10 protein-coding genes are annotated in these 12,684 nt (G+C 71.8%); all 10 read right to left on the bottom strand.

Features of this window, described 5'->3' with window-relative positions; all coding sequences use genetic code 11:
- Positions 1 to 163: 163 nt before the first annotated feature.
- The 10 genes from SCAB_RS31095 to SCAB_RS31050 all read right to left on the bottom strand — a co-directional run bounded on the left by SCAB_RS31095 (position 164) and on the right by SCAB_RS31050 (position 12,681).
- Complete coding sequence (locus SCAB_RS31095; RefSeq protein ID WP_013004071.1) at positions 164 to 832, bottom strand: collagen-like domain-containing protein; 669 nt, start codon at positions 830 to 832, stop codon at positions 164 to 166.
- Positions 829 to 1,119: a hypothetical protein gene (locus SCAB_RS31090; protein WP_013004070.1), complete on the bottom strand. Its 291-nt coding sequence runs from the start codon at positions 1,117 to 1,119 to the stop codon at positions 829 to 831. The genes SCAB_RS31095 and SCAB_RS31090 overlap by 4 nt, the downstream gene beginning before the upstream one ends.
- Positions 1,120 to 1,128: 9 nt before the next feature.
- Complete coding sequence (locus SCAB_RS43875) at positions 1,129 to 1,539, bottom strand: hypothetical protein (protein WP_013004069.1); 411 nt, start codon at positions 1,537 to 1,539, stop codon at positions 1,129 to 1,131.
- A 7-nt stretch (positions 1,540 to 1,546) separates the two neighbouring features.
- Positions 1,547 to 2,296 (bottom strand): LysM peptidoglycan-binding domain-containing protein, encoded by a 750-nt coding sequence (locus SCAB_RS31080; RefSeq protein ID WP_173402919.1) that lies wholly within the window; start codon positions 2,294 to 2,296, stop codon positions 1,547 to 1,549.
- 65 nt (positions 2,297 to 2,361) lie between these two features.
- Positions 2,362 to 4,830 carry a right-handed parallel beta-helix repeat-containing protein gene (locus SCAB_RS43870; RefSeq protein WP_013004067.1) on the bottom strand — a complete coding sequence of 823 codons (2,469 nt, stop codon included), beginning with the start codon at positions 4,828 to 4,830 and terminating at the stop codon, positions 2,362 to 2,364.
- A 13-nt stretch (positions 4,831 to 4,843) separates the two neighbouring features.
- Positions 4,844 to 5,467: a hypothetical protein gene (locus SCAB_RS31070; RefSeq protein ID WP_013004066.1), complete on the bottom strand. Its 624-nt coding sequence runs from the start codon at positions 5,465 to 5,467 to the stop codon at positions 4,844 to 4,846.
- Between the two features lie 14 nt (positions 5,468 to 5,481).
- A complete protein-coding gene (locus SCAB_RS31065; protein ID WP_041669869.1) occupies positions 5,482 to 6,414 on the bottom strand; it encodes a hypothetical protein in 933 nt (310 codons plus the stop codon).
- A complete protein-coding gene (locus SCAB_RS31060) occupies positions 6,414 to 7,559 on the bottom strand; it encodes a hypothetical protein (protein ID WP_013004064.1) in 1,146 nt (381 codons plus the stop codon). The genes SCAB_RS31065 and SCAB_RS31060 overlap by 1 nt, the downstream gene beginning before the upstream one ends.
- Positions 7,559 to 8,449, bottom strand: coding sequence for a hypothetical protein (locus SCAB_RS31055; RefSeq protein ID WP_013004063.1), 891 nt, complete (start codon positions 8,447 to 8,449; stop codon positions 7,559 to 7,561). Before SCAB_RS31055 ends, SCAB_RS31060 begins: the two co-directional genes overlap by 1 nt.
- Positions 8,450 to 8,454: 5 nt before the next feature.
- Positions 8,455 to 12,681 (bottom strand): phage tail tape measure protein, encoded by a 4,227-nt coding sequence (locus SCAB_RS31050; RefSeq protein WP_041669866.1) that lies wholly within the window; start codon positions 12,679 to 12,681, stop codon positions 8,455 to 8,457.
- Between the last annotated feature and the right edge of the window lie 3 nt (positions 12,682 to 12,684).

Here is a 12,684-nt window from a genome sequence, read left to right as displayed (position 1 = left end):
CGTGGCTCCTCTACTCCCGACAGTAGGGCGCCCCCGGGGGTTCGGGCCCCGGAGGCGATGACGGCAGCATAGCGGGACGCCATGACAGCGGTACCGCCCATCGGGAAACGACGGAAAACGCCCCCTGTACGGCCCGTGGTGGGCCGTACAGGGGGCATCGGTGTCAGTACTCGCGGCGAGGCAGGATGACACCCTCAGCGAGCGGAGACGAGGGCGACGGCTCATCGGTCGGGGCATCGTCCTTGCGGCACACGAGCGCGGCCTCGTCGTACGGCGGCGCCTGCAGCCGGTAGCCGTCCGGGCAAGTCTGTCCGTCGCGGCCGGCCTCGCCGCGCGGCCCGGTCTCACCCTGGGGCCCGGGCGGTCCCGCCGGGCCCGGCTCGCCCTGGGGTCCGGCCGCGCCCGGGTCGCCTTGCTGGCCCGGCACTCCTGGTTCGCCGGGCTCGCCGACGCCGTCCTGGCCGTCGGTGCCGTCCGTCCCGTCCGCTCCGGAGCGGCCCGGCTCGCCGGTGGGTCCGGTCCGGCCGGGCTCGCCCTGCGGTCCCCGGGGGCCGGGTATGGGGACGGGCACACGGGTGCGGTCGTCGAGGTCGGCGACGGCCTGACTCGGATCCGGTGCCGCCGGCGTCTCCCCCGCCGCCTCGACCTGGGCGCGCAGCACGCGCACATCGGAGGCCAGCGTGCTGACGGCGTCGCCGCGGCGGTCGGCCTCGTCGGCCAGCTGCCCGAACAGCGACCAGCCGGCGACGGCGGCGCCGGTCAGGGCGACGAGCCAGCAGAACACGGTGATCCACCGCCAGTTCCCGGCGAGAGCCCGCTCGGTACGGGTCACGATGGGTCGCCTCCCAGTTCGACGATACGGACGCGGAGCCGGGCAATCTCGACCTGGTCGGCCAGCAGCTGGCGCTGGTCGGTCACCCGCAGTTCGAGGAGTTCGGCGATCCGCGCGTCCCGGGTGGCGAGCTGCCCGCGCAGCCCGTCACGCTCCTCCTGGATCTGGTCCATCTCGCTGTTCAGCCGGGCGTTGGCGTTCTCGCCCCGCTTGCCGAGGTACGTCACCACGCTGCCGGACAGCACACCGATGAACGCGAGCACTGCACCGATGGTGGCGAGGTCCACGGGACTCCCTTACAGCCGGGGGTCGATGCGCCGGCGTTTGCCAGGCCCGTCGCCGGTCACTCCGCCCTGGGGATCGACGGCGTTGCCGAGGTAGCGCACGAACGTGTCGATGTCCTCCCGCATCGCGGCCTGGTCCAGCTTCATCCGAACGGGGGCCGTGATCGGGCCGACGTACTGCGGTGGCCGCGCCCAGCCGAGGAAGATGCCAGCGAGCGTCTGCAGGGGCTGCCAGGCCATCCGCTCGGCGAGTTCTTCCAGGAGCCGGAAGACGGCGTAGTACGCGGCCGCCAGACCGAGGGAGACGGCGCCCGCCGCCGCCTCGCTGTCCACCGGGATGCCGAGCCATCCGGTGGCGGTGAGGACCAGGCCCACGCCGTACGGCACGAACGTCCGCATGAAGCTGACGAAGACGTTGTTCATCGGTGCCTCACTTCCTGGGGAGCTTGAGGGTCTGGCCGGGCACGATCGCGTCGGCGTCCTTGAGGGAGTTGAGGGTGGCGATCTCCCGCCACCGGTTGCCGTCGCCGAGCTTGCTGGCGGCGATCGACCAGAGGGTGTCGCCCTTGCGCACGGTGTAAGTGACCGCCGGGGCGAGCCGGTCGTGGACCCGGGCCCGCATCGACGCCATGGTGAAGCCGCGCGGGTCGACCTTCCCGGGCTGCCACTCCAGGTGGCCGATGACGGAGCGCTCGTTCCAGCCGTGGTGGCGGCAGATCGCGGCCGAGACCTTCTCGATCGCGTCGAGCTGCACATCCGGCCAGGGGTCGATGCCGTCGCCGAGGTTCTCGCACTCGAAGCCGTAGAAGTGGCGGTTGCCGTCGGTGTTGGACTCGTTGTCCGGCGGGAGCGACTTCTCGTCGATGACGGCCCGGAGGACGTCGTCGTCGCCGAGGCCGGCGTGGTTGGCGCGGCCGTAGCCGACGAGGTGCACCTTGCCGTCCTTGGTGATGACGCCGTGGCACAGCGGCCCGGGCAGACCCTCGTAGCCGTTCCGGCAGATCCGCACGGTCTTGGCGCTGCCGGAGGTGACGGTGTGGTGGATCATCACGCCGTGGACCGGCCCCCACAGGCCGATGTGGTTGCGGTTGTGGTGCTCCCAGTCGCCGACCTCGACGACGACGAGCCCCTCCTTGCGCAGCACCGCGGCGAACGTGGCGGGCAGCATGGGTGGTGCCATGGGTCCTCCAGACATGACGATGCCCCGGCCGAGGGCGCGGGGCGGTGGGTGAGCGGGGGGTGGGGTCAGGTGGCGTAGCCGTGCACCAGGATTCCGCTGCCCGCGCCGAAAGCGCCGGCCGTGAAGCCTCCGGCCGTGACCGTCGGCGGGGTGGACAGGCCGGTGTCGGTGCCGCCGAATCCGGGGGCCACGCTGGCGAGGACGTCAGGGACGGCGCCCTCGGAGATCAGGCTGCACACGGTCGTCGCCTTGATCATGACGCCGTAGTAGTGCAGACCGCTGTACGTCGTGGTGTACGAGCTGGCGGCGCCGGCGGTGGTCTGCGCGATCGCCAGGCTCTTGATCGTGTTGGCAGCCCACGCCGTGGTGGTCTGGTCCGCGGTCCTCGCCAGGGCGACCTTCGCCGAGTTGTGGAGGGTGAACCACCAGTTCGTCGGCACGCTCGCCGCGGTGCCGCCGGAGACAAACGCGAGGTTCGAGATGACCAGCCCTTTGGGCAGCCAGACCGGGATCAGGTACAGCGTCCCCGAGGTCGGCGTCGAGGTGGTCCCGCAGCGCAGCCGGCTGGTGGTCTCGTACCGGCTGGAGGGCCGCAGCACGCTCTCCAGGCTGCCGAACCCGGAGTCGAACGGGGAGACCTCGGCGCCCGCGCTGGCGTCGGCGACAGAGCCGAAGGTGTTCCCCCAGCGGCGCAGCCCGGTGATGGTCGAGGTGATGTTGCACCCGGCCAAGGTGGTGTCCCTGGTACGGACGTTGCGCAGGAGCGGGCGGACGGTGTTGGTGGACACCTGCACCCCGAACCCGGTCAGCGCGTAGATGTCGCAGTCGTCCACCACGACGTCCGTGCCGTCCCAGATATGGACCCCGTTCGCCGTCGTGCCGGTGATCGAGCACCGGGCGACCGTGACGTCCGTCGCGGAGGCGGCCGGGGTCGAACGGGAGTCGACGGTCACGCCGGCGCCCGTGGCCCCGTTGACGTGGGCGATGATCTGGCCGCGGCGGGTGCCGAGGGTGGATACGGCGGTGGCGCCGCAGTTGCGGGCCGTGATGTGGTCGGCGGTGTAGTCCTCGACGTCGACCAGGCGCACGGCGGACCCGCCGACGTCGCGGACGGTGATGCCGTCCACGTCCAGGCCCTGGACGTATCCGGTGTCCTCGCCCTCGATGCGGACGGCGGCGTCGTAGGTGCCGCCCCCGTACATGACGATGTCCTTGACGACGATGTTCCGCAGCGGCTGTGACCCGGCGATGGAGGGGGATCCGGCTCCGGCCGGGGTGCGGTGGGCGGCGCTGGAGGAGTCCAGGGTGCGCATGCGCACGCCCGCGCCGCAGTCCTTCAGGGTCAGCCCGGAGACGCGGGAGTCCTGCCAGGTGTAGCCGCCCACCGCCCACTGGGTGAGGCCGTCGCAATACAGGTCCTTGACGACGATGCCGGTGTGAGGCTTGTCGGGGCTGGCGGAGTGCGAGCCGACGGCGCGCGGCCAGCTGGTCGTGCCGGCAGTGCCGGACGGGCCGACGTGGCAGTCCTCGATCACGATGTCGACGCAGGGCGTGTCGTCGTACGGCCCGAAGCCACCGAAGTAGGCGCTGCCCTTGGCGAGGTCAGGCTGGATGAACTCGCTGAAGTCCCGGCCACCGGGGTCGAGGTAGCCCAGGCCGCGCACGTTGGTGATGCGGCCGTTCTTCACCGCGTTGATCTCGATGCCGTGGTACCCGCACACGTCCTTGACCAGGGTGTTGCGGATGATGACGTTCTCGGCGTGCCCGATGCTGATGCACATGGCCGAGGTCGGGTAGGCGTCCGCCCGGGCGTCCCACACGCCACCCTCAATGACGATGTTGCCGTGCCCCGTGTACCCGCCGAACGTCTGGCTCGCGTCCCCGTTCAGCAGCATCGTTCCGGCCCCGGCCCGGCGGATCACGGCCCCGTCGCACAGGGTCAGGCGGGTGTTGCGGTAGATCCGCAGCGGCAGCGAGGCCGCGTCGTAGTTCCCCGGGGGGACGATGACGTGGCCGCCGCCCGCGGTGCCAGCGGCGGCGAGCGCGGCCTGGACGGCGGCGCCGGTCGTCGCGGCGGGGATGATGATCCCGGCCTCGGCCCAATTCGCGCCGAGGTCGAGGGGCTCGCCGCCGACCAGGAGCGTGCCGACGTCGAGGGTGCCGGTCACGTCGAGGTCGCCCGTGATCGTGCCGCCGGCCTTGTCCAGCTTGGAGTTGAGGCCGTCCAGGGCGGCGGTGGGTACCTCCCGGCCGACCTCGTACCAGAGCACCGGCTGCCCGGAGGGGCCGTTGTACTCGTACTGGATCGCCCCGAATCCCTCGACCTTGAAGGTTCGGATCGCGCCGGGGGTGTCGGAGGCGGCGTCGTTGGTGCGGAGCTGGGCGATGGGGGTGGTGCCGTCCTCCTCGAACAGCGCGGTGATGATCGCGCCGGTTCCGGCGGCGCGGACGATCAGCGGGTAGTCGGGGACAACGTCGCCCGTGGTCGTGACGAGGACCGCGGAGGGGTTGCCGCCGTAGGTGTACTGAGGCACAGCAGCCCCTTTCTCAGACGAGGATGTAGAGGCCGGACAGGTCGACCCAGTCGGTTCCGTCGGTGCCCTGGTACCACCAGAGGATGTCGCCGGCGTCGCCGTACGGGGAGGATGTGCCGGTGGGCAGGACCTCCAGCCGTCCGGCGGCGTCGGTGGTGGTCCCGGCCATCGAGCACGCCCCGACCCAGGTGCGCAGCTCGGCCGGGATGCAGGAGCCGGGCACGGCACCGAGGTTGACGGCGTTCGGATCGGTGATCTTCAGGCCGTCCGTGCGCTCGACGCGGCCTTTCAGTTCGACGCGGCGGCCGCCGTCGACCTTCATGAGGCCGATCTCCACGTCGCCCTCCTGCAGGCCTGCGGAGAGCGTCAGCGTCAGGTCCCACAGCGGGGGCGGTTCCCAGATCGTCACCCACGTGTCGGTGACGCTGCTGATCTTCAGCCACATGGTGCCGTCGTCCGCCGTGACGAGCGTGTGCGCGGGCGCCGTGGCGTACTTGGTGGTGCGGTCGGCGAGGTCGGTGGCGGTCTGCCGGAGGTGCGGATCGATGGCCTCGGCAAGCGCGGCCAGGTGCGCGGGCACGGTCGGGGACTGACCGCCCGCGGGTACGGGCAGTTCGGCGTATCCGAGGTTCGCCACGAAGGCCCCCCTTTCTAGGTGGCGGAGAAGCGGATGGTGATCACGCCGCCGGTGAAGGCTGCGTAGTCGCCGCGGCCGTGGCCGTAGATGGCCAGTCCGCGGGCGCTGCCGGAGGCCAGGGCGGTGCGCCAGGCGGCGGGCAGGGTCGCGGTGCCTTTGGCGCCGACGGCGAGGGAGAGCAGCGTCTCGGGGCCGTCGTCGAGGTCGAGTTGGCCGCTGGGGGCGGTGGTGTGGTCGTGCAGGTACAGCCGCATCTTGACCTTGGCGTTGACGCCTGCCCCTCGCTTGCGGGTGAACGCCACCGACATGGAGGAGACGGTCTTGCCCGCACAGGCGTCGGCGATCTTCGTGCCGTAGAACCAGCCGCCGCGCCGGTCACCGCGGCCGGTCCAGTCGCCCTGGGTGGGGCTGGAGGCGTAGTCGTCGGGGCGGCCGCGCCGCCAGGTCCCGGAGTCGTCCGGGGGGATGCTGGCCTTCTTCGGGGCCTGCGTGGCCGGCGCCTCGGGGGACGGGTCGGGGGCGGAGGCGAGCCGCGCGTAGAGCACGCCCTTGCCCGCGCTGTCCTTCTTCGTCCACAGCTCGGTCACCTGCTGGTACCCGGCCCCCGGCGCGGCCGTCCCCCACGTGAACGCGCTGATGGCGATCAGGTCCTGGGCGGTCTCGCGGGCCACTTCGGCGATCGCCGCGGCGTCGGTGTCGGCGGGGTCCTCCCCCAGCCGCCACAGCACCACCGGCACCGCCCCGCGGCGGACCGCGACGACGTCGCCGGCCGCGCGGTTGCGGTAGGCGTCGGTGCAGGCGACGTCGTAGAACGCGGCGCCCCCCATGACCAGGTGGACGGTGCCGGTGTCGGTGACGTCGGTGACCGTGGCCGAGACGGTCTGCAGGCCGCCGGCGTTCTTGTCGAGGGCGTCGAGGGTCTGGCCGAGCTGCTGTCGGGCGCCCATCACAGCCTCCGGGTGCTCGTGCGGGTCTGGCAGGTCTGGGTGATCCCGCCGAGCGCGTACGGGCAGGAGTCGATCAGGTGCCGCTCCCACACGCCGTCCTCTACCTCGACCTCGACGACGTCCCCGGCCTCCAGGGCGGGGTTGCACACAGAGGTGAAGGACAGCGATGACTGGATACCGAGGGAGTCGGCGAGGCGGGCCCGGGCGACGTCGGTGGCCTGGCTCATGCTGGCGATCAGCGGGGACGTGTAGCGGCCGGTGCGCACGCGCACCCCGGGCAGGCCCAGGCTCTGCGGGGCGAGGGGGTCGCCGACGGGGTCGGGGCCTGCGTACGTCAGGCTGCCGGGGTCGTCGTCCCACGAGAAAGCAGGGCCGACCGGCACCGTGCCGGATCCTGAATCGCCGCTCACGGCCCAGAGGTTGACCAGGCCCTCGGCGGTCTCCTCCTGCGCGGGCTGCGCGGTCACCAGCTGACGCGGGATCCGCCACACCACCGCATCCGCGAGGGTCGGCACGGGCGCGAACACGATGGTGCCTTGCGCGTCGGCGTAGACTTCGGCGCCGAGGGAGGCGGCGATGCCGGTGGCGGTGCCGGAGGAGTCGGTGCCGCCGGACAGGGCCGCCCACCGGTCCTCGTCGACGACGACCGCGGGCAGCTGGGTCGACGCTTTGACGCCGTCCCGCCAGGCGACGGGGGCGCCGGGCAGGGCCTCGCCGATCAGAACGCCGGCGCAGGCCCGGGCGGTGTCCGGGCCGACGGTCCGCGCGGTCGGCAGGGAGGCGCCCCGGATGATGTCCTCCCGGCCGAGGAGGTCCAGGCTCACCCCGAGCCGGGTACGGCGCAGCCGGTCGATGCTGTAGCGGCCGGCGGGGATCCACTCGACGTCCCGGCGCGGCACGCCGATGCCCTGGAAGATCCTGATCTCGGTGGCCACGCTGTTGATGCCGTGGCGGCCGCGGGGTGCGTCGAGCAGCTCGACGGCGGCCGAGTAGCGGACCTCCGCGGTACGGTCCGGCGTCACCGCGCCGGAGCCGAACCGGGCCGGAGTCCAGAGCTGACCGCCGTCGTTGGACCACTCCGCCCGCACCGGGCGGGCGGTGGCCTGCCCGAGAGCGGCCAGCGCGGCCGTGGAGATCCGCAGCATCAGGACACCGCGCCATCGGTGGCCAGCGCGGCGTACGTGTCGTACGAAGCCTCCACGGCGTCGTACGTGCCGAACTGCGCGGCGAGGAGGTCGTAGGACCAGCCAGGCGCGTACATCGGCTGTCCGGCCGTGTCGGGGCGCTCGATGGGCACGATGTCGAACGTCACCGTGTAGCCGCCCGTCGAGCCGAGACGGCCGGTGGGCTTCTCGGCGACGTCGCCCGGCACGAAGAACCGGTCACCGATCTGGTAGCCGGGCCGCACCTGCGCGAGCAGCACCCCCGACCTGATCAGCCGCCGGAACTGGCTGATGTCAGCGGCGAGGACGTCCACGGACACGGTCTCCGCCGGCGCGGCCGCGGTGTCGTAGGCGACGGCCATGTACGGGCTCCCCGAGCGGGCGGCGGTGTCCTGGCGGCCCGCGCTGGTGGTGCCCTGAGCGGGCATGAGCATCACCCGCATCGACAGCCCCGGCTCCTCGACGCTCTTGATCCACAGGTCTTTGGCCTGCGCGGCGGGCGGCGCCGGGACCGTGACCGCCAGCGACGTCGACGGCCCCCAGGTGCCGTCCGCGTACAGCGGCCGCGCCGTGTACGCGACCGCCACCCCGAGGGGGGCTTCGTGGTCGTACGCCTGCCCGATGCCCTCGACCGCCCAGGCCAGGTCACCCGAGCGGACGGCCGCGGGCGCGGCCGCGCCCGGGTCCTGGCGGACGATCTCGACCTTCCGCACGTCGGTGACGTCGGGGACGGGGGTGGAGGCGGTGCCGTCGTAGGCCAGCACCACCCCCGCCCACGGCTCGTCGATGACCGCGGTCAGCCATCCCTCGGGGCTGGTGACGGTCGTCGGCGGAGTCACCAGCGGCGCCCCGGGGTCCACGATCATCGGCATGCGGCCTATCCCTTCTTCCCGGCCCGCTTGCTGCGGTGCACGTCGTCCAGGGCGCCGTCCACCCGGTCGTCGACGTAGGCCCGCAGGACCGTGCCGTCCTCGACGACCAGGTACAGCGGGCGTCCGTCCAGGCCCGCGGCCGACTGCTGGCCGGTGCCGGCGGAGGTGACCGGGACGACGCCGGCGGGCACCGCGTCGGCGGCCATGCGCTCGGCCGCCGAGACGACCGACGGACCGGCCGCGACCATCCCGGCGACCAGGCCCGCCCCGAGGTCGGCACCCGCCTGCTCGCCCTTCCTCGACGGGGAGTGCGCGTCGATGCCCTTCTTCGAGCGGATCGCCTTGATGGCGCCGGCGCCGAGCTTGGCCATGGCGGCCTGGATCTCCGCCTCTTGCTTGAGCAGCCCAGTCAGAAACCCTTTCGCTGCGCTGTCGCCGGCGTCGTACATCGAGTCGGCCATGGTCCGGCCGTAGCTGGTCGACAGCTTCGCCCCGGACTTCGCGAGGGCGTTGAGCTGCTTGATCTGACCGCCGGACGCGCCGGAGATCAGACCGGCCAGCTGACTGCCCGGGCCCATCGCGACCAGCTGACTGATCAGTTCCTGGTTCAGGCCCTTCTTCGACAGCGCCTTGATCTGCGCCTCGGACGTGGCCACGGTCGACTGCCGTGCCCGCATCCCGTCCAGGACCTCCCGAATGCTGCCCGCTTCGGCGAAGTTGCCCAGGCCGATGAAGTCAGCGGCGGTCTTCTTCTGGTCGGCGGCCGCGGACAGGGCGGCCTCCAGCTTGCTGTCGACGGCGTCCCGCTGCCGGGCCATCGCCTGCAGCTTGGCCGACACCTTCGTCACGGAGGCGGCGAGGGCCTTGCCGCTTCCGCCGGTCGCCCGGAGGTCCTTCGCCAGTTCCTTGGCCGCCTTGGCGATGTCGGACGCCGAGCCGGTCAGGGACTTGGTGAAGTTGGTCAGGTCGCCGGGGATGTCCTTGCGGGCCTTGGTCCGGGCGGCCGCGGTGCCCTTGGCGAACCCCCGCGCGCCGATGCCCTCCCACATCTGCATCGAGTCGCGGTGGTTGAACACCTCCGCGCTGCCGCTGCCGAACTTGACCAGCTCGGGGCCGCGTTCGCCGACCCAGGCGACTTCACCCGGGCGGGGCTTGCCGCCGTCGGCGTAGCCCTTGGCGGCGAACCCGTACCAGTCGCTGAACAGCTTGTCGCGGTAGCCGCGGGCCCCGGAGCCGACGACCACGCCGTCCCCGCCGCGGCTCTCCACGTTGGTCCCGTTCAGCGTGCCGGCCGTGTGGCCGACACCGCTGTTCGTGATGCCGATCATGAACGGCGAGCGGCGGCCGCGGACCCAGCCGGGCGGGGCCGTCGCGCCGGAGAAGCTGCCGGTCGCCCAGCGGCGGTGGGGTTTCTGACCGCGGATCACGGACTCGATCGCGGACATGAACCCGCTGCAGTCCCAGCTCGGGTTCCCGTTGCCGCCCCACTGGTACCGCTTGCCGTGCTGCGTGCGCGCCCACGACAGCGCGCCCTTGTAGCCCTTCCCGCCGACACCGGCGGCCTCCAGCTTGCCGTCGGCCTTGGCGGAGTAGCCGACGATCGCCTTGATCATCCGCTTCGGGATGCCCGTGATCATGTCCCGGTACAGCGACGCCGAGCCGGAGATCTTCTCGATCAGCGGCCTCACGACGGCGTTCAGGCCGGCCTCGGCGGAAGCCTTCAGCCCGTCCTTCAGCCAGCTCACCCCGGACTCGGCCAGGTCCACGCCCTTGGACGCGGTCGACTTCACCCAGCCGAAGATGCCGCCCTCGGCGAACCCCTCGCCCGCCTGGAACGGGCGCAACGACTTGCCGCGCATGGCAGCCTGGTTGACCGCCAGCAGCCGGCGCCTCTCGTAGGGGTCGCGCATCGCCTCGGACACGGCCACGCCCTCGCCGCGCCGCATGGGCACGAGCTGGTCGTCGCCCTGCCGGTAGGAGGACTGCCCGGGCAGGATTCCGCCGCGGCGGAATCCCTCGGGGTGGAACTCCTTCAACTGGGGGGCGCCGAATGCCTTGGCGACCTTGTTCCAGGTGCCGACGATCCCCCGGTTGTAGACCGTGTTGATCACGAAGGCGATCGGCTTCTTCGCGAGCTGGCCGACCTTCCCGAACTGCCGGCCGATGGTGTCCTTCGCCGAGACGAACGCCTCGCCGAACGCCTTCGCCGCCCGCTTCGCGGAGTCGATGGGGGGCTTGATCCCCTTCTCGTACAGCCACTTCGCCACGGTCGCGATGCCCTGGAACGCGGGCTGCAGGGCTGTCTTCCACAGCCAGGTGGCCCCGGCGCCGACGGCCCGGAACCCGGTCTTCACCAGGCCGAAGTACAGCTTCACCCCGGTCCACCACAGGCGGAATCCGCCGACGATCAGGTCGAGGGTGGGGGAGATCGCGACGTCCCACAGCCACACCGCGCCCGCGCCGACGGCCCGGAAACCGGCGCCGACCAGGGAGAAGTACAGCTTCACGCCGGTCCACCAGAGGCGGAATCCGCCGACGATCCAGCCGATGACGGGAGAGATGGCTTTCTGCCACAGCCAGACCGCGACCGCGCCGAGCCCGTACAGGATGACGCCGACCGCTGTCGCGTAGATCTTGACGGCGGTCCACCACCACTTGAAGGCGGTGACGATGAAGCCCACGACGGGCTTGAGGACGACGTTCCACAGCCACAGCGCGGCGACCGAGACGGCCTTGAAAGCGGCCTGGACGATGTTGCGGAACGTCTCGGATTTCTTGTAGGCGACGACCAGGGCGACGCCGAGCGCGACCAGGGCGATAGCGACCAGCACGAAGGGGTTCAGCGCCATGACGGCGTTGAGGACGGCCTGGGCTGCCGCGAACCCGCCGGTGACCGTGGTGCCGATGAGCATCGCCGCGCGGTAGACGGAGAACACCGCGGTGACGAGGCCGGTGGCGATGGCCTGCGCGTTCAAGGCCAGGGTGAGCCCGCCGACGAGGACGATCACGGGGAGCAGCCAGGGCCCCCACTTGTTGATCCACTGGCCGGTCGCCTGGAAGGCGTCGCCCACGTGGTCCACACCGTAGACCAACCCGTTGATGGCAGGGATGACGACCGCGTTCACGACCTGCCCGAAGGTGTCGGTGAAGCGGCGCTTCAACACTTCGAGGCGGGTGGCGGTGTTGCCCCGGATCGTCTTGCCCAGCTTCGCGGCCGCGCCGGCGGTCTTGTCCATACCGGCCGATGCGGCGGCGGAGGCGGGGTCCATGGCGAACAGGGCGTCGCCCATCACGGTGCCCGGGTCACCGAACAGGGCGGTGGCAGCGGTCAGCTTGACGGTCTGGTCCTCGGTGCCGCGCAGCGCGTCGAGGGTCTGCTGCAGCGCGCTCGTCGCCGAGCTGCCGCCCTTGCCGATCAGGTCGGCCATGTCCCCGGCGTCCAGGCCGATGGACTTGAAGGCGTCCTTCACGCCCTGCTCGGAGGCAAGCGCCAGCTCACCGAACTGACCGATGGCGTCCGCGACCTGGTCGCTGTCGCGGGCGCCGCCCTTGATGGCCTGGTCGATCAGACCGATGGCCATGCTGCCGTCGATCCCGACCCGCCGGAACTGGGTCGAGTACTCGTTCATCGTGTCCAGCAGGTCATCGGCCTTGTTCGCCGACGACTGGAAGCCCTTGGTGAGGATGTCCAGGGCCTGGCCGCCGTCCTTGGCCATGCCCGTGCGGATCATCTGGGCGGCGGCGTTCGCCGTCTTGGACAGGTCCTGCTCGAAGGTGGTGGACAGGTCGGTGACCTTCACGGTCAGCGACTCGATCGCCTTGCCGGTGGCCTTCTCCGGGATGAGGCCGGAGCCCATCACCTGCCGGACCGCTTCGGCGCCTTCCTCGAAGGTGTCGACGACGGCCTTGGAGTACAGCGACCCGGCCAGCTTCCCGGCCCGCTCGGCGCCCTTGCCGGAAGCACCGAGCTGGGCGGCGAGACGGTCGGCGGTCTTCTCCTTCTCCAGCTGCTTGACCGCAGACGCCGCGATCGCGGCCCCCAGCAGGGCGCCGGCCGCGACGCCTCCGGCCTTCAGCTTCTCCTTCATCCCGCCGACCATCTCGTCGCCGCCGGCTTCACCGGCGGCGCGCGAGGCCTGCGCGACGGGCTCGCCGATCTCCCGCGCCAGCTGCCTGCCGAACCCGGACATGTTCGGCAGGACGTCGACCCACACAGCACCAGCGCGGGGCATGGA

Origin of the sequence: Streptomyces scabiei 87.22, from assembly GCF_000091305.1 — a bacterium.
Classification (GTDB): Bacteria; Actinomycetota; Actinomycetes; order Streptomycetales; family Streptomycetaceae; genus Streptomyces; species Streptomyces scabiei.
This window is presented reverse-complemented; position numbering and strand designations above follow the sequence as displayed.